Source organism: Streptomyces sp. N35, from assembly GCF_016464295.1.
In the GTDB taxonomy this organism is placed as follows: Bacteria; Actinomycetota; Actinomycetes; order Streptomycetales; family Streptomycetaceae; genus Streptomyces.
In genome coordinates, this window is the sequence record NZ_JAEIMH010000043.1 from 1 (window position 1) to 16,764 (window position 16,764).

Below are 16,764 nucleotides of genomic sequence, written 5' to 3' on the forward strand. Positions count from 1 at the left end.
ACCCCCAGCTACCCCGCCCTCAGACCCACACCCCAACCACCCGGCACAGCCCGTGCCCCAGCCACCCCGCCCTCCAGACCCACACCCCAGCCACCCCGCACAGCCCGCACCCCCACCCAGCCCGCACAGCCCGCGCCCACCCCCACCACCCCCTCTGCCACCATGGAGGCCCAGGTCGTAGTCATCTCGTGGCCGGAAAGCGGCTCCATGGTGGGCGTGCAGCCGGTATCACTTAGGGCAGCGGTGCGGTGGGTCGACCACCATCGCGCCCGGACCGCCGGCTACCGAGCGGCGAACGACCACCAGCTCCCGGTGCCCCGGAGGACCAGATGACCGTGACTTTGGCGGATGTGGCGGCCCGCGCCCAGGTCTCCCCCGCGACCGTCTCCCGTGTCCTGAACGGGAATTACCCGGTCGCCGCGACCACCCGCGAGCGCGTTCTGCGCGCCGTGGACGAGCTGGACTATGTGCTCAACGGACCCGCGAGCGCCCTCGCCGCCGCCACCTCCGACCTCGTCGGAATCCTGGTGAACGACATCGCCGACCCGTTCTTCGGCATCATGGCCGGCGCCGTGCAGTCCGAGATCGGCGGACCCGGCGGACGGGCCGGCGGCGAGCGGCTCGCGGTGGTCTGCAACACGGGCGGCTCCTCCGAGCGCGAGCTCACGTACCTCACCCTGCTCCAGCGCCAGCGCGCCGCCGCCGTGGTGATCACGGGCGGCGCGGTCGAGAACCCCGTGCACGCCGAGGCGATGGCCGGAAAGCTGCGCCGGCTCGGCGAGGCCGGCACCCGGATCGTGCTGTGCGGCCGCCCGCCAGTGGAGGACACCGGCGCGATCGCCCTCGCCTTCGACAACCGGGGCGGCGGCCGGCGGCTCACCGAGCATCTGCTCGACCTCGGCCATCGCCGTATCGGCTACATCGCGGGACCCGAGGAGCGCACCACCACTCGGCACCGCCTCGAAGGCCACCGTGACGCGCTGAAGGGGGCGGGCGTCGACGAGTGCGCGACGGTGCACGGCCCCTATGACCGGCGGTCCGGTTACGAGGCCACGCGGGAACTCCTGCGCCAGGACCCGGACTTGACCGCGATCGTCGCCGCGAACGACACCGTCGCGCTCGGCGCCTGCGCCGCTCTGCGCGAGGCCGGGCTACGCATCCCCGAGGACGTCTCGGTGGCGGGCTTCGACGATCTGCCCTTCAGCGTGGACGTCGTCCCCGCGCTCACCACGGTCCGGCTCCCGCTGTACGAGGCGGGGGCCCGGGCCGGCCGTATCGCGATGGGCCGTGAGGCGGAGCCGCCGGGGAAGATGTCCGTGATCGCGGGCGAGTTGATGGTTCGGGGGTCGACCGCACGGCCGCGGAAGTGAGGAAAGGGAGGCCCGGCCACCGCGCCTGGCAGGAGGGCCGCCGCACCTCGCAGAAGGGCCACCGCGCCTCGCAGGACGGCAACCGCGCCCCACACAAGGGCCACCGCACCTCGCAGGACAGCAACCGCGCCCCGCACAAGCGCCACCGCACCTCACACGAGGGCCGCCGCACCTCACAGAAGAGCTGCCCGCCCGGCCGGGAGCAGCGGAGAGGTCATCGGCGCAAGATCGGATACATCACGGGCCAGTTGAACCATGCCCCGAGGTACGCACCGCATCCGCCGGGACCTCGAAGACGATCACCAGTCCGTCGCGCTCATTGCCCTGTTCACCGACCCGTGTGAAGCCGAAGCCGGTGAGGGTGGCCAGGGAGGCCGCGTTGTCGGACCTGACTCTGGCCCGTACGGTCCGGACGGCGGGTTCGGCGGCTGCCCGCCTCAACAGCGCCCTCAGGATGGCGCGGGCGTATCCCCGGCGGCGGTGCTCGGGCACGACGGTGTAGCCGACCTCGACCATCCCCGAGTCGTCCGGCGGTCCATGAAACCCGGCGTCGCCGACCACGGCCCCGTCCGGTTCGGACACCACCGCGCGCACGGTCCAGGGCGCGGCAGACGGGTCCGTATCGAGTTGGCCGGCGCGATGGCGGAAGATCGCTCGGGCCCGGTCCCCGACGAAGTGCGCGTCGAGCGCGACCCCGGCCTCGGCGCTGCCGCCGGCGAGGTCGCCGTCGGCGAGCGCACGCAGCGCCTTCGCGCTGAGCTCGACGAAGCGGATGGGCCGGGGGTCAGTGAAGGGTTCGTCGTTCATCACGGTGATGTTCGTCCGGCGCCCGGCCACTGTCCACTGGATTGCACACCGGCCGCCGTCCACCGCATTGCACACCGGCCACTGTCCACCGGATTGCACACCGGCCGCCGTTCACCCGATCGCACACCGGCCGCCGTCCACCGGATCGCACCAGCGCCGGCAGCCCAGGCCCGGCACACCGGTTCCGCACGCCCTACCCGAGCGCTACCTTTGACTGAGTCAAAGGTATTCCTCGACGTACCGAGGTGCGCCATGCCCCAGCAGTTCATCCACGAGATCCGGGCCTTCAACCGCTTCTATACGAACCTGATCGGCGCGCTCGACTACAGCCGTCATCTGTATCTGCCGTACACGCTGACCGAGTCCCGCGTCCTGTACGAGCTGGCCCACCGCGAGGAGCCCGAAGCGGCGGACCTGCGGGCCGAACTCGGCATCGACGCCGGGTACTTGAGCCGGCTGCTCGCCAAGTTCGAGAAGGACGGCCTCGTCGAGCGCGCGCCCTCGCCGCGCGATCCGCGCCGCCAGCGGATCACGCTCACTCCGCGAGGCCGGGAGGCGTCGGAGCTGCAGGAGGAACGGTCGCGCGAGGCGGTCGGCGTGCTGCTCAGCAAGGTGCCGGCCGCCGAACGGCCGCGCCTGACCGAGGCCATGCGCACGGTGCGGACCGTTCTGTCCGACGCACGGCCCACCAAGGCCGCCCAGGTCCGGCTGCGCGAGCCCGGTCCCGGCGACCTCGGCTGGATGGTGATGCGCAATGCGGCCCTGTACGCGGCCGAGTACGGCTGGAACGCGGATTACGAGGGGCTCGTGGCGCGCATCGTGGCCGACTTCGCCGAGGATCACGATCCCCATCTGGAGCGGGTGTGGATCGCGGATCTCGACGGGATCCCGGTCGGCTCGGTGATGTGCGTACGGGATGACGCTCCCGGTACGGCGCGGTTGCGGCTGCTCCTGGTTGAACCCGACGCGCGGGGGCACGGGATCGGGGACCGGCTGGTCGCGGCGACGATCGGCTTCGCGCGGGAGCAGGGGTACCGGGAGCTGGTGCTGTGGACCAACGATGTGCTGGAGGCGGCGCGGCGTATCTATCTGCGGCACGGGTTCGTGCTCACCGCGGAGAAGCCGCACCGGTCGTTCGGGCGGGATCTGGTGGGGCAGGACTGGCGCTTGTCGCTCCACGCGCCCCCGGCTTGACCGACCCCCGACCCGACCGCGCCCCCGGCTCGACCGACCCCCACCCCGGCTCGACCCGACCGCCACACCCCACCCGCACCGCGCACGCCGACCACCGCACCGCACACGCCAACCGCCGCACCGCACACGCCGACCGACTCCCACCCCATCCCACCGCACCCCACCCCACCGCCCACTCCGACCAACCCCCACCGCCAGGAGCGCACCCCATGAAGTTCGCCTTCTCCACCCTCGGCATCCCGGCCCTCCCGGTCCACGACACCCTCTGGCTGGCCGCCACCCACGGCTACCAGGGCATCGAGCTCCGTGTGCACCCCGAGGAGCCCGTGCACACCGGGCTCGGGATCACCGAACGGGCCGATGTCGTGGCCGAGTTCAAGGACGCCGGGATCGAGGTCCTCGGGCTCGCCGGCTACGCCCGCGTGGCCGAGCCCGGTGACGACACCGCCGTACTCGCCGAGATCCGCGCCCTGCTCGAACTCGCCCGCGACCTCGGCGCCCCGTTCATCCGGGTCTTCCCCGGCGGCGGTACGGAGCAGAGCGCCGACGAGGCGGACGCGACCGCCGCACGACGGCTCGGCGCCGCCGCGGAGACAGCCGCCGATCTCGGCGTACGCATCCTCCTGGAGACCCATGACTCGCACCGCGAGGCCACGGCGGTGAGCCGGGTGCTCGGCGCCGTCGGGCACCGCAACGCCGGCGCGCTCTGGGATGTGATGCACACCTGGCTCGGCGGGGAGCAGCCCAGTACGTCGTTCGGCGCGCTCTCCCCGTATCTCGGCTACGTCCAGGTGAAGGACATCGCCTCCGCCGAAGACACCACTCCACTCGCTCTCGGCGCGGGAGTGCTGCCTCTCACCGAGTGCGTGGAGGTCCTCAGCCGAGAGGGGTGGGACGGCTGGCTGTGCTGGGAGTACGAGAAGCGGTGGTATCCGCACGCGGCGGAGCTGCCGACCCTGCTCACCGCGGGCCGCGAGCACCTGTGCCGGCTCCTCAACGACGCGGCCTGACGCCCGTACGACCGAGCCTGACGCCCGTACGGCCGGACCTGACGCCCGTACGGCCAAGCCCGAACTCCCCGTAAAGGACCACGAAAAGCGACGAAGAGCCCGGGAAAGAGCCCCAGGAAGAGGGGCCGTCACCGGCGCATACGGAGGGGGGCGCGCCGGTGACGGCATGCTGCCGGCCGCGTGCGTTGGAGAGGGTGGTCAGCGTTCGCAGCCAGCAGCGAGGCCGACAGCGCACCGCGGTGACTCTCCGGCAGCTGAGGATGGGACGGACCCACGCCCCAACGGGTTCCGCCCGCGAGGTCCACCATCTTGACCGGCAGAAATTTTCCGACTATCCGTGATCCCTGGAAGTTTCCTTCAGCCAGGACATGCCACACGGCATGCCAGGGGATCCGGGACCCGACTCCCGGAGATCCACGGACAGTTGGGAGTGCTCGTGCAGCAACGCCCGCGCCTCGTGCAGCAACGCCCGCTCCGTACCTCCAGACGCACGCTGCTGACCGCCACGGCCACCGCCGCCGCGGCAGCCGCACTCGGCGCCACCCCCGCACACGCTCAGCCCGCTCACAGCAAGGACCGTGAACTGCGCCGGATCATCGGCCGGATGTCCCTGGAGGAGAAGGTCGGCCAGGTCTTCGTCTCCCGGGTCTACGGAGAGACCGCCACCGACCCCGCCCAGGCCGATATCGACCTCAACCTCGCGCAGCTCGGCGTCCGTGACGCCGCCGAGCTGATAGCGAAGTACCACGTCGGCGGGATCATCTACTTCGGCTGGGCGCACAACGTGCGGGAGCCGCACCAGATAGCCGGCCTGTCCAACGGGATCCAGAAGGCCGCGCTCCGACAGGACTCCCCCATCCCCCTGTTGATCTCCACCGACCAGGAGCACGGCATCGTCTGCCGCGTGGGCAAGCCCGCCACCCTGATGCCCGGTGCGATGGCGCTCGGCGCGAACGGTTCGCGCTCCGACGCCCGCCGCGCCGCCCGGATCGCGGGGCGCGAGCTCGCCGCGCTCGGCATCCGCCAGAACTACGCCCCGGTCGCCGACGTCAACGTCAACCCCGGCAACATCGTCATAGGCGTACGGTCCTTCGGCGCCGACCCCGAGGCGGTCGCCCGTATGGTGGCCGCGCAGGTCGACGGGTATCAGAGCGCCGATATCGCGGCCACCTCGAAGCACTTCCCCGGGCACGGTGACACCGAGGACGACAGCCACTACTCGCTGCCGTACATCCACCACACCCGCGAGGAGTTCGAGCGGCTCGACCTGCCCCCGTTCAAGGCGGCGATACGGGCCGGCATCGACTCGATCATGACCGCCCATATCGTGGTCCCCGCCCTCGACCCCGCCGAGGACCCCGCCACCCTCTCCCGCCCGATCATGACCGGCGTCCTGCGCGAACAGCTCGGCTACGACGGTGTGGTGGTCACCGACTCCCTCGGCATGGAGGGCGTGCGCACCAAGTACGGGGACGACCGCGTCCCGGTGCTCGCCCTCAAGGCCGGCGTCGACCAGCTGCTCAACCCGCCTTCGCTGGAAGTCGCCTGGAACGCGGTGCTCGCCGCCGTACGCAGCGGCGAGCTGACCGAGGAACGGCTCGACGAGTCGATCCTGCGGGTCCTGCGCCTCAAGGCGAAGCTGGGCCTGTTCCGCGACCCGTACACCACGGATCGCGACGTGGACCGGACCGTCGGCATCCCCGAGCATCTGCGCGCGGCCGAGCAGATCGCCGACGAGACCACCACGCTGCTCGTCAACACCGGCAAGCTGCTGCCGCTGTCCAGGAGCAGCACCCCGAACGTCCTTGTCCTGGGCGTCGATCCGGCCTCACCGTCCGGTACGACGGGGCCGCCGACCACCGTGTTCACCAAGGCCCTCACCGAGCTCGGCTTCACGGCGAGCACCCTGCCGACCGGGACCGCGCCCACGGCCGCGAAGATCGACGAGGCGGTGGCGGCCGTCGCGGGCAAGGACGTGGCCGTCGTGCTCACCTCGAACGTCTCGGCCACCAGCACCCAGCGCACCCTGGTCAGCCGGCTCGCGGCGACCGGCGTCCCGGTGGTGACGGTCTCCGTGAACCGTCCGTACGACGTCGCGCGGCTGCCCGAGCCGAAGGCCGTACTCGCCGCGTACTCCTGGACCGACACCGAACTGCGGGCCGCGGCCCGGGTGATCGCGGGGAAGGCGGATCCGGTGGGCCGGCTGCCCGTACCCGTCCAGCGCGCCGACGATCCGGCCACCACGCTGTATCCGATCGGTTACGGACTGTCGTACTAGCCGGAGACCGGGTGTGCGGCGTACCCGGCGTACGCCGCCCACCCGGCGTGCCACCCCCAACTGACGCAAAGCACCCTGCACACCTGGCGTGCGCCCCGCCCGAGGCCGCACGCTGGGAGGACGTCTCGGGGGGTTCAGCATGCGCAGAGCACGATTCGCGCGGGTGATGTGTGCGCCGTTACTGGTGGGGGTTCTGGCTCTGGTGGGGTGCCAGAAGTCGCCCGGCGCGAGCGGCAGTCTGAACGACACATCCGCGTCCAAGTCTCCGTCCGGCTACGGCCTGGTCTTCCTCGGTGTCGACGAGTGCGCCTCACGCGGCAAGGGCTCCGCCGAGGTGCCGTGCACCAGCGAGAAGGCACAGGCGAGAGTGATCGCGCGCTATGACGGCAAGCAGTCGGAGGGCCCGGCCTGCCCGGGGCCCACGGACTTCGTGCTGCACATCAGCGAGTCGTCCACCTACGACGAGGACGGCGACGGATCCGTGCCCAAGGGCTATGCGTGCATGCGCAATCTGGAGTCACCGCATCCGGGCGACCCGGGCGGAGGCGGCGGCCCGCGCACCATCGTCGGCGACTGCGTCTACACGGCCGGCAAGGGCGAGGTCCGCGAGACGGCGTGCGACGGGTCGGGCGAGAACGAGCCGGAGTTCAAAGTGCGTTCGGCGGTCCGCGGCCGCGACAACTGCCCGGGGAGCACCGAGCTGTACGTCCAGCTGGGCGGGAGCAAACCGGTCGGCTGCGCGGTGCCTGCGTAGGCGGCGACCCGGCACAGAGAGCCCGGCGCAGAGCCCGGCACAGAGAGCCGGACACAGAGAGCCGGACACAGAGCCGGGCCGGTGCGGGGCACCAAGCGCCCCACCCGCCCCGCACCCGGCGCTACGGCCCCCGCGCGCCCGGCCCCGGCCGCCCGGCCAGGCGGGCGTCGTACGCGGTGAGCGCCTTCGCCGTGCCCGGATCGGCCTTCACCGAAGCCGGCGCGACATTGGCCCACTCCAGGATGCGCGCGATGGCCAGCGCCTCGTCCTCGGCGTCCAGACCCGCGACGTTCGCCCCGTGGTTGGCCCCCGGCGCGGTGAACACATAGCTGTCGTGCGTGCCCTTGCCCGGGCGGAAGCGCTCGGCTCCCCACGGGTCGTTCTCGCCGTAGACGTACATCATGCGCGTGGCGTTCTTGCGCACCCAGCTGTCCACGTCCCGCATGACCCACGGCTTGAACTTCATCTCGATGTCCCGCGGCACGAAGTTCCGCGGCGGCTGGTAGCCGTACCGCGAAAGGCCGTTGAGATGCGGCTGCTCGATGTCCGGGGAGCCCAGCTCGGTGCCCGCCTGGTAGTAGTACGGCGTGTACGGCGCGAGCCCCTGGTCGGTGTAGAAGGAGAAGCCGGAGATCGCGTCGACCGTGTTCCAGATCTCCTCGTCGCTCGCGGACTCGGCGACCGGGATCGAGGCGCAGTCGGAGAGCAGGCTGTACTGCCAGAACGCCCAGGTGAAGTCGAGGACGACGGCCTCGTACGCCTTGTCGAGGGAGCCGACGGTCTTGAAGGTGTAGTCGTTGTCCTTCGCGTACGCGGCGTACTTCGCCTCCAGCGGACCGCGCCTGATGAGCGCCTCGCGCTGGATGTTGTTCAGCTTGTCGCGGCACTCCTGGGTGCCGACCTTCGACAGGAAGCGGTCGTACGCGGAGTCCTCGTGGTTGACGACGTCGTTGGGCGCCACATAGGCGACGACACCGTCCATGTCCTTGGGGTAGAAGCGTTCGTAGTACGTGGCGGTCATGCCGCCCTTGGAGCCGCCGGTCGACAGCCAGCGCCCCGGGTAGAGACCGTCGAGCGCCTGGAAGATGCGGTGCTGGTCGCTGGCGGCCTGCCAGATGTCCAGCTTGGACCAGTCGGCGGGCTGCGGACGGGACGGCGTGAAGAAGCGGTACTCCATGGAGACCTGGTTGCCGTCGATGATCCGCGTCGGCTCGCTGCGGCCGGGGTTGGTGGAGACCCCGTAGCCGGAGGTGTGGAAGACGGTCGGACGCGCGGTGTCCTTGTGCAGCAGGGTCAGCCGCTGCTTGAAGGTGCCCTTGGACGGGTCGCGGTGGTCCACGGGCTGGGTGTAGTTGAGAACGAAGTAGCGGTAGCCCGCGTAGGGCTTCTCCTCGATCAGGCTCATGCCCTTGATCGCGAGCAGACGTTCCAGGATGTCGGTCGTCTGCGGCTTGCCGGCAGCGGTCGCCGTGGCCGTGCCCGCCGCCATGGTGCCTATCAGCACCACGAGCGTGAGCAGCCATCTGAGCGCCTTACGCATGCAGGTACCCTCCCCTGTGGTCACAGATAGCACCGGAACCTAGTGCAGCAACTTTCCGTGCACCAGGGGGAGTTCACCGCTCATCATGGTGGTTTACGGAGATCGCGGCGGGAACGGGGGCGATCACCGGGCTCACCGGCGGGGGTACTTGAACCAGCCGTCGCTGAACTTGCCGCCGCCCACCGAGCCCCTGATCCAGACCTTGCGGGTGCCGATGTGGGTGCGTACGGGTCCTGCGTACTGCTTGTACCGGCCGGACTTCGCCACGGGCCGGCTGCCGCGCGCCTGGATGCTGACACTCATGGTGCGGGTGGTGCCGGGGTTCTTGGCGTACGTCATGGCGCACAGGAAGTTGCCGTCGCGGAAGACGTGGATGGATCCGGTCGAGAACCTCAGGGTGTCGACCTTGTGCCCCGCGCAGCGGGACGCGGCGTGGGCGTCGCCGGAGAACGGTCCGACCAGCGTGAGCAGCACGGCGACGGCGAGCAGCACGAGTCCGGCGCGCGCCTTGCGTATCGCCCCGTCCGCCACGTGCATCCCTCCCACCCCTGCACCGTACGCAGGTACGGACGCCGGTGGGGCACCGGGTGGTTCCGGGACTGGCCGAAAGCGTCTCCTTCCATGAGGACTTTGACGTGTTCGGGGCACTCTTGTGACTGACGCGAAAGGCAGAGCCATGACCCACACGCGTACTCCTTCAACTCCTTCACGTACGTCCTCACGTCCCGCTTCGGGCAGGTCCGGCCGCGCTCTGATCGTGGCCCTCACGCTCGCCGGGCTCGTCGCGGTGCCGGCGTCGGTCTCCGCGATGGACTACGCGCCGGCGGGGGCCGCACCCAAGGCGGCCGCCGATGCCCCGGAGACGGGCGCCGAAGCGCCGAAGGCCCAGGAACCGCCGCCCGCTCCGGTGTTGAGCGGCGATCCGGAGACCCCGTACACGCGCGTCGCGCACTTCTACGCGGCGTATGTCGACGTGGCGAGCGACCCGGGATCCGATGCGGCCGCCACCGCTCTGCGCGCCTTCTATCTCACCCCCGCCGCCCGGAAGCGCCTTGCCGACTGGGAGCGGCGCAACGAGGCGGACGGGGTGCTGCGCGCCCAGAACTCCCCCACCGCCTGGCGGGTGACCCCCGAGGGCAGCGGGATGGGCACCACCTGGTCGACGGTCCGGCTGACCTGGGGTGAGGGCGAGGACCGCACGTACACCTATCTGAAGGTGACCACCGAGCTGGAGAGCGGGAAGATCTCCGACATCAGCGAGAAGTACTGACGGCCGCTGCCGGATCAGCGGGAGGTGCTGACCGCCGCTTCCGGTTCGCCGATGAAGGTGCGCCACAGCCGTGCGTACAGGCCGTCCCGCGCGAGCAGTTCGTCGTGCGTGCCGTCCTCGGCGACCCGGCCGTGGTCCATCACGATCACCCGGTCCGCGCGGGCCGCCGTGGTCAGACGGTGGGCGACCACGAGCGTCGTGCGGCTGGCGCCGAGACGGTCCGCGGCCTGGTTGACCTGTGCCTCGGTCGCGAGGTCGAGGGCCGCGGTGGCCTCGTCGAGCAACAGCACGTCCGGGTCGACCAGTTCGGCCCGGGCGAGCGCGATCAGCTGGCGCTGGCCCGCGGAGAGATTGCGGCCGCGTTCGCTGACCTCGTGCAGATAGCCGCCGTCGAGCGTCGCGATCATCTCGTGCGCGCCGACCGCGCGGGCGGCCGCCTCGACCTGGGCGTCGGTGGCGTCGGGCCGTCCGTAGGCGATGGCGTCGCGCACGGTCCCGGCGAACAGATAGGCCTCCTGCGGTACGACACCGAGCCGGTGGCGGTACGAGGTGAGGTCGAGGTCGCGCAGATCGCTGCCGTCGACGGTGACCCGGCCGCCGGTCGGGTCGTAGAAGCGGGCGACCAGCTTGACCAGGGTCGACTTCCCGGCACCGGTCTCGCCGACGAACGCGACGGTCTGCCCGGCGGGGATCGTCAGGTCCACCTGGTGCAGCGCGTCCTCCCCGTCCCCGTACGCGAAGTGGACGTCCTCGAAGGCGATCTCGCCGCGCAGCGAGAGGACCTCACGCGGTTCGTCGGCGGCCTTGGTGGAGGTCGGCTCCTGGAGGAGCTCCTGGATCCGGCCCAGCGAGACGGTCGCCTGCTGATAGCCGTCGAAGACCTGGGAGAGCTGCTGGACGGGCGCGAAGAACAGGTCGATGTAGAGCAGATACGCGACCAGGGCGCCGGTGGTGAGGGTGCCCGCGTCGACCCGGTGCGCGCCGACGATCAGGACGGCCGCGGCCGCCACGGAGGACAGGAACTGGACGAACGGGAAGTAGACCGAGATCAGCCACTGGCCCTTGATGCGGGCCTGGCGGTAGTTGTGGCTGCGCTCGGCGAACCGCTCGGCGCCGGAGCGCTCGCGGCGGAAGGCCTGGACGATCCGCAGGCCCGAGACAGACTCCTGGAGGTCGGCGTTGACCACGGAGACCCGTTCACGGGCGAGTTCGTACGCCTTCACGCTGGACTTGCGGAAGAAGTACGTGCCGACGACCAGGACCGGCAGGGTCGCGAAGACCACAAGCGCGAGCTGGAGGTCGATCACGAGCAGCGCGACCATGATGCCAAAGAAGGTGACGACGGAGACGAAGGCCGTGACGAGTCCGGTCTGCAGGAACGTGGACAGGGCGTCCACGTCCGTGGTCATCCGGGTCATGATGCGGCCGGTCAGCTCGCGCTCGTAGTAGTCGAGGCCGAGGCGCTGGAGCTGGGCGAAGATCTTCAACCGCAGTGAGTACAGGACCCGTTCACCGGTACGGCCCGTCTTGCGGATCTCCCCGGTCTGCGCGGCCCACTGCACGATGACGGCGATCAGCGCGAGTCCCGCGGCGGTCCAGACGGCGCCGAGTGCGGCCTGGGTGACGCCCTCGTCGATGCCGTGCCGGATGAGGACGGGGAGCAGCAGGCCCATGCCCGCATCGATGGCGACGAGGCCGAGGGCGACGAGCAGCGGCTTGCCGAAGCCCCTGAGCAGCCGGCGCAGACCGTACGACTTCTCGGCGGCGACCGCCCTGGCCTCGTCGATCCCGGGGGTGTCGGTGGCCGGGGGCAGGGCGTCGACCTGGGCGAGGAGTTCGGGGGTCGAGGGGGTGTCGCTGAGCGCGGTGTCCTTGGGGGTGCGGTCGCCGGCCCACAGCTGCGGGGTGATCCCGCGCTCGGCGTCGAACTCGGCGTCGAGCTCAGCCCGTACGGAGGTGTCCTCCGGCGCCTTGACCAGGGTGCTGACATGCCCGGGCGATACGGCGCCCAGCTCGTCCGGGTCGGTGAGGAGACGGCGGTACAGCGCGGAACGCCGCTCCAGCTCCTCGTGGGTGCCGATGTCCGCGAGCCTGCCGTCGTCGAGGACGGCGATGCGGTCGGCGAGGCCGAGGGTGGAGCGGCGGTGGGCGATGAGCAGGGTGGTGCGTCCGGCCATGACCTGCTTGAGGGCCTCGTGGATCTCGTGCTCGACGCGGGCGTCCACGGCGGAGGTGGCGTCGTCCAGGACGAGGAGGCGCGGGTCGGTGAGGATCGCGCGGGCGAGGGCGAGGCGCTGGCGCTGGCCGCCGGAGAGGGTGAGGCCGTGCTCGCCGACCGTGGTGTCGTAGCCCTCGGGCAGGTCGGCGATGAAGCGCTCGGCCTGCGCCGCTCGCGCGGCCGCCTCGATCTGCTCCTGGGTGGCGTCGGGGGCTCCGTACGCGATGTTGGCGCGGACGGTGTCGGAGAAGAGGAAGGAGTCCTCCGGGACCAGGCCGATCGCGGCCCGCAGCGATTCGAGCGTCAGCTCGCGTACGTCGTGGCCGCCGACGAGTACGGCGCCGTGGGAGACGTCGTAGTAGCGGGGCAGCAGGAGCGAGACGGTGGACTTGCCGCTGCCGGACGAGCCGACGACGGCGACGGTCTCGCCGGGCGCGATGGTGAGCGAGAAGTTCTTGAGGACCGGGCGGCCGTCGTCGTACGCGAAGGAGACGTCGTCGAACTCGACAGTCGCCGGGGCGTCGGCGGGCAGTTGCTTGGTGCCGTCCTCGATGACGGGCTCGGTGTCGATCAGTTCGAGGACGCGCTCGACGCCGGCTCGCGCCTGCTGGCCGACGGTGAGGACCATGGCGAGCATGCGGACGGGGCCGACGAGCTGGGCGAGATAGGTCGAGAACGCGACGAAGGTGCCGAGCGTGATCTCGCCGCGCACCGCCAGCCAGCCGCCGAGGGCGAGCATGGCGACCTGGCCCAGGGCCGGGACGGACTGGAGCGCCGGGGTGTAGCGGGAGTTCAGCTTGATGGTCCTGAGCCGGCCCGCGAACAGGCGCCGTCCGACCTCCCTGAGCTTGCCGGTCTCCTGGTCCTCCTGGCCGAAGCCCTTGACGACGCGTACGCCGGAGACGGAGCCGTCGACGACGCCCGCGACGGCGGCGGCCTGAGCCTGGGCGTACCAGGTGGCCGGGTGCAGACGGGTCTTGCTGCGCTTGGCGATGAACCAGAGTGCGGGGGCGACGGCGAGCGCGACGAGGGTCAGGGGCAGCGAGAGCCAGGCCATGATGGCCAGGGACATCAGGAACAGCAGGATGTTGCCGATGGTCATCGGCAGCATGAAGAGCAGGCCCTGGATCAGCTGCAGATCGCTGGTGGCGCGGCCGACGACCTGGCCGGTGGACAGCTCGTCCTGCCGGCGGCCGTCGAGCCGGGTGATCGCCCCGTACATGTCGGTGCGCAGATCGTGCTGGACGTCGAGGGCGAGGCGGCCGCCGTAGTAGCGGCGGATGTACGTCATGACGTAGACGACCAGAGCGGCCGCTATCAGCAGCCCTGTCCAGGTGCCGAGCGACCGCTCATGGCTGTCGATCACGTCGTCGATGACAACCTTGGTGATCAGCGGCACGACCGCCATGACGGCCATGCCGCCGAGGCTGGAGCCCAGCGCCAGGATGACGTCCTTCGGGTAGCGCCATGCGTACCCGGTCAGCCTCCTGGCCCACCCCTGCTGTGCCGCCGCCACTGACGCCTCCCGCTGTTGTCTGCTGCCGGAGGGATCAACGCGGGTCGGGGCGGATTTCATCCCGGGTGGCATGCCCGGGTGGGACGCCCGGTGCAGTGCCACCCGGGCGCCTTACGCCGAGCGCGGTGTGCGGGGTGTCAGGACCAGGGTCAGCAAGGCCGCCGCGGCCGCGGCTACGGCGCCCGCGACGAAGCCGCGGTCGAAGCCCTCGCTGTCCGTTCCGGTGATGCTCACCGCGGCCATGCTGGAGACCACCGCGGCGCCGAGCGAGGCGCCGAACTCGTGGAAGGTGCTCAGGATCCCCGAGGCGAGACCGGCCTCGTGCGGCGCGATCTGCCCCAGGGCCGTGGCCGAGGCGACGACGAAGACCACTCCCGTGCCCGCGGCGGCCACGGAGATGCCGGCGACCAGGGCGGCGGTCGGCTCCCACAGGACAGGGACGGTCATGCCCGCGGCCGCGAGCAGCAGGCCGCCCGCGCCGAGCGCCTTGGGACCGGTCCGTCCGATCACCCGGCCCGCGAGGGTGGCGCCCGCCATCGTGGCCGCCGCCACCGGCAGGAAGAGCAGTCCGGTGGCCAGCGCTCCGTGGCCGCGGTGGTCCTGCAGGGAGAACGTGCCGAGGAAGAACACCATGATCATCAAGGCGGTGGCCACCAGGATCAGGACGGTGCCGGTCGCCACCGGGCGGCGTATCAGCAGAGTGACGTCCATCAGCGGTGTCCGCGCCCGGCGCTGGCGCAGGACGAAGAGCGCGTACAGGACCGCGGCCGCGAGCACGAGGCCGGCCGTCGCCGCGGTGGCCCAGCCCTGGTCGCCGGCGCGGACCAGGGCATAGGTCAGGGTGCCGGTGGCGGCGGTGACCAGTGCCGCGCCCAGGACGTCGAGGCGGCCGCGCTCCGGTGCGGGCTGGGCGGGCGGCAGGTGGACGCGCAGGGCGAAGAACAGCAGCACGCCCACGGGGACGTTGACGATGAACACCCACGGCCAGCCGGGCCCGGCGGTGAGGAGCCCGCCGAGGAGTACGCCCAGTGCGGCGCCGCTGCCGCCCAGGGAAGACCAGATGCCCAGGGCCTTGTTGCGCTCCTCGCCGTCGAAGAGCGTGACGACAAGCGACAGGGCCGCCGGCGAGAGGATCGCAGCGGCCAGGCCCTGCACCACGCGGCCGCCGAGCAGCATCGGGCCGTTGGCGGCGAGGCCGGCAAGCAGGGACGCGCCGGCGAACAGCAGCAGCCCTGCCAGGACCATCCGGCGGGCGCCGAACAGGTCCGCCGCCCGGCCGCCGAGCAGCAGCAGCCCCCCGAACGCCAGGGTGTAGCCGCTCACCACCCAGGTCAGCGCCTCACGGCTGAGGCCCAGGTCCGCCCCGATATGGGGCAGGGCGATGGCGACGACGGTGACGTCGAGGATCAGCATCAGTTGCGCGACGCCGACCAGGCCGAGGATCTTCCAGCGGCGTGGGTCGGGTGTGCGGGTGGGCTGTGCGGAAGACAACGGTTCGCTCATGACGTGCCTGCCCCCTTCAGATAACTCAAACACAACTGTTTGAGTTATCGACTGTACTATAACTCGAACATGGCTGTTTGAGTTAAGAGGAGCGATGCGGATGGTTCGCACAGGAGCAGCGGGAACGCGCAGAGCCGACGCCCGGCAGAACGCGGACAAGATCGTCGACGCCGCCATCGACTGTCTCGGCCGCAAGCCGGCCGCGAGCATGGTCGACATCGCACAGGCCGCCGGGGTGGGCCGGGTCACGCTCTACGGCCACTTCTCCTCGCGGGAGGCCGTCGTCGAAGCCGCGCTGGCCCGGGTGATCGAGCGGGGACAGGGGACGCTCGACGGGCTCGACGGGCTCGACGCATCAGATTCAGACTCCGAAGGCGATCCGCGCGAGGTGCTGCGCCGGCTGATCGAGTCGAGCTGGATGCTGATCGCGCAGGCGAGCGGGGTGCTCGAGGCGGCCCAGGCGACGCTCTCACCGCAGCGCATCCACGATCTGCACGCCGCGCCGGAGCGACGCGTCCTCGCGCTCATCGAGCGCGGGCAGGAGCAGGGCGTCTTCCGCGACGACCTGCCGGCCGCCTGGCTGTCCAACGCTCTGCATCACGTACTGAAAGGCGCCGCGGCCGACGTGAACGGCGGCCGCCTCGACCCGGAACAGGCCCCGCGGTTCATCACCGGGATCGTGCTGGCTGCGGCCGCACCCCAGGCGGAAGCCGCACCACGGGCGGCAGTCGCACCTCAGGCAGCAGCCGCTCCCCGGCCCGGATCCACCCCGGCCGCACCCCAGCCCGAACCCACCGGTACGCACAGCAGGAGGACCTCGTGAACGACGACGCCTACGAGGTCCGCCCAGGCGTCCCTTCGGTGGACGACTACCGCCGTCTGCGCACCGGCGCGGGCCTGAGCGCCAAGTCGGCCGAGGCCGCGACGATCGGCCTGGCGCACACCTGGTACGGGGTCACGGTGCTGCACGAGGGCGCCGCGATCGGCACCGGGCGGGTCATCGGCGACGGTGGCTGCCACTTCCAGATCGTCGACATCTGCGTCCTGCCCGAGCATCAGGGCCGCGGTCTGGGCCGCCGCATCATGGAGGCCCTCGTCGGCGAACTCGAGCGCCGTGCCCCGGCCACCGCGTACGTGTCGCTCATCGCCGACGGGGACGCGCAGTATCTGTACCGGAAGTTCGGCTTCGCCGACACCGCGCCCGCCTCCATCGGCATGGCCCGCTCCATCGGCTGACGGGCCGGGCCCGGGGGCCCGGGGGCGCGGGCGGGGGGCCCCGGCCGCCCCCCGGGGGGGCTCGGGGC

General features: G+C 71.3%; 13 protein-coding genes. 8 read left to right on the forward strand and 5 right to left on the reverse strand.

The genetic code is table 11. The annotated features are described in order from the left end of the window. Positions 1 to 329 precede the first annotated feature (329 nt). Complete coding sequence (locus JAO81_RS23125; protein ID WP_199549833.1) at positions 330 to 1,370, forward strand: LacI family DNA-binding transcriptional regulator; 1,041 nt, start codon at positions 330 to 332, stop codon at positions 1,368 to 1,370. 237 nt (positions 1,371 to 1,607) lie between these two features. Here JAO81_RS23125 and JAO81_RS23130 read toward each other — a convergent pair whose 3' ends face one another. After that, a complete protein-coding gene (locus JAO81_RS23130; protein WP_199549834.1) occupies positions 1,608 to 2,177 on the reverse strand; it encodes a GNAT family N-acetyltransferase in 570 nt (189 codons plus the stop codon). Between the two features lie 252 nt (positions 2,178 to 2,429). Between JAO81_RS23130 and JAO81_RS23135 the strand changes: the two genes are divergently transcribed. The 4 genes from JAO81_RS23135 (at position 2,430) to JAO81_RS23150 (ending at position 7,413) form a co-directional block, all read left to right on the forward strand. Continuing rightward, complete coding sequence (locus JAO81_RS23135; protein ID WP_199549835.1) at positions 2,430 to 3,371, forward strand: bifunctional helix-turn-helix transcriptional regulator/GNAT family N-acetyltransferase; 942 nt, start codon at positions 2,430 to 2,432, stop codon at positions 3,369 to 3,371. A gap of 209 nt (positions 3,372 to 3,580) precedes the next feature. Beyond that, positions 3,581 to 4,381: a sugar phosphate isomerase/epimerase gene (locus JAO81_RS23140; protein ID WP_199549836.1), complete on the forward strand. Its 801-nt coding sequence runs from the start codon at positions 3,581 to 3,583 to the stop codon at positions 4,379 to 4,381. Between the two features lie 436 nt (positions 4,382 to 4,817). Beyond that, the gene (locus JAO81_RS23145) at positions 4,818 to 6,659 is read left to right on the forward strand and encodes a glycoside hydrolase family 3 protein (RefSeq protein WP_307813575.1); all 1,842 of its coding nucleotides are present in this window, start codon (positions 4,818 to 4,820) and stop codon (positions 6,657 to 6,659) included. A gap of 139 nt (positions 6,660 to 6,798) precedes the next feature. Then, positions 6,799 to 7,413: a hypothetical protein gene (locus JAO81_RS23150; protein ID WP_233415797.1), complete on the forward strand. Its 615-nt coding sequence runs from the start codon at positions 6,799 to 6,801 to the stop codon at positions 7,411 to 7,413. 121 nt (positions 7,414 to 7,534) lie between these two features. Here the strand turns inward: JAO81_RS23150 and JAO81_RS23155 are convergent, their stop codons facing one another. Together JAO81_RS23155 and JAO81_RS23160 are read right to left on the reverse strand one after the other, a co-directional pair. Beyond that, positions 7,535 to 8,953 carry a S28 family serine protease gene (locus tag JAO81_RS23155; protein WP_199549837.1) on the reverse strand — a complete coding sequence of 473 codons (1,419 nt, stop codon included), beginning with the start codon at positions 8,951 to 8,953 and terminating at the stop codon, positions 7,535 to 7,537. Between the two features lie 132 nt (positions 8,954 to 9,085). After that, the gene (locus JAO81_RS23160; protein WP_233415802.1) at positions 9,086 to 9,490 is read right to left on the reverse strand and encodes a hypothetical protein; all 405 of its coding nucleotides are present in this window, start codon (positions 9,488 to 9,490) and stop codon (positions 9,086 to 9,088) included. 139 nt (positions 9,491 to 9,629) lie between these two features. Here JAO81_RS23160 and JAO81_RS23165 point away from each other — a divergent pair, with 139 nt between their 5' ends. After that, positions 9,630 to 10,223, forward strand: a complete 594-nt coding sequence (locus tag JAO81_RS23165; protein ID WP_233415798.1) for a hypothetical protein — start codon at positions 9,630 to 9,632, stop codon at positions 10,221 to 10,223. Positions 10,224 to 10,237: 14 nt separating this feature from the next. On the opposite strand, the gene JAO81_RS23170 is transcribed toward JAO81_RS23165, so the two are convergent. Both JAO81_RS23170 and JAO81_RS23175 read right to left on the reverse strand, forming a co-directional pair. Continuing rightward, on the reverse strand, positions 10,238 to 13,957 hold the full coding sequence (locus tag JAO81_RS23170; protein ID WP_307813577.1) for an ABC transporter ATP-binding protein: 3,720 nt from the start codon (positions 13,955 to 13,957) through the stop codon (positions 10,238 to 10,240). A 111-nt stretch (positions 13,958 to 14,068) separates the two neighbouring features. Then, complete coding sequence (locus JAO81_RS23175; RefSeq protein WP_199549839.1) at positions 14,069 to 15,460, reverse strand: MFS transporter; 1,392 nt, start codon at positions 15,458 to 15,460, stop codon at positions 14,069 to 14,071. 100 nt (positions 15,461 to 15,560) lie between these two features. On the opposite strand from JAO81_RS23175, the gene JAO81_RS23180 reads away from it, so the two are divergent. Beyond that, complete coding sequence (locus JAO81_RS23180) at positions 15,561 to 16,283, forward strand: TetR/AcrR family transcriptional regulator (protein ID WP_199549840.1); 723 nt, start codon at positions 15,561 to 15,563, stop codon at positions 16,281 to 16,283. After that, positions 16,280 to 16,696, forward strand: coding sequence for a GNAT family N-acetyltransferase (locus JAO81_RS23185; RefSeq protein ID WP_199549841.1), 417 nt, complete (start codon positions 16,280 to 16,282; stop codon positions 16,694 to 16,696). The genes JAO81_RS23180 and JAO81_RS23185 overlap by 4 nt, the downstream gene beginning before the upstream one ends. Positions 16,697 to 16,764 lie beyond the last annotated feature (68 nt).

Bases quoted from the DNA above. Each gene is read 5' to 3' on its own strand.
- JAO81_RS23125 (WP_199549833.1), top strand. From the start codon at position 330: ATGACCGTGACTTTGGCGGATGTGGCGGCCCGCGCCCAGGTCTCCCCC.
- JAO81_RS23130 (WP_199549834.1), bottom strand. From the start codon at position 2,177: ATGAACGACGAACCCTTCACTGACCCCCGGCCCATCCGCTTCGTCGAG.
- JAO81_RS23135 (WP_199549835.1), top strand. From the start codon at position 2,430: ATGCCCCAGCAGTTCATCCACGAGATCCGGGCCTTCAACCGCTTCTAT.
- JAO81_RS23140 (WP_199549836.1), top strand. From the start codon at position 3,581: ATGAAGTTCGCCTTCTCCACCCTCGGCATCCCGGCCCTCCCGGTCCAC.
- JAO81_RS23150 (WP_233415797.1), top strand. From the start codon at position 6,799: ATGCGCAGAGCACGATTCGCGCGGGTGATGTGTGCGCCGTTACTGGTG.
- JAO81_RS23155 (WP_199549837.1), bottom strand. From the start codon at position 8,953: ATGCGTAAGGCGCTCAGATGGCTGCTCACGCTCGTGGTGCTGATAGGC.
- JAO81_RS23160 (WP_233415802.1), bottom strand. From the start codon at position 9,490: ATGCACGTGGCGGACGGGGCGATACGCAAGGCGCGCGCCGGACTCGTG.
- JAO81_RS23165 (WP_233415798.1), top strand. From the start codon at position 9,630: ATGACCCACACGCGTACTCCTTCAACTCCTTCACGTACGTCCTCACGT.
- JAO81_RS23175 (WP_199549839.1), bottom strand. From the start codon at position 15,460: ATGAGCGAACCGTTGTCTTCCGCACAGCCCACCCGCACACCCGACCCA.
- JAO81_RS23180 (WP_199549840.1), top strand. From the start codon at position 15,561: ATGGTTCGCACAGGAGCAGCGGGAACGCGCAGAGCCGACGCCCGGCAG.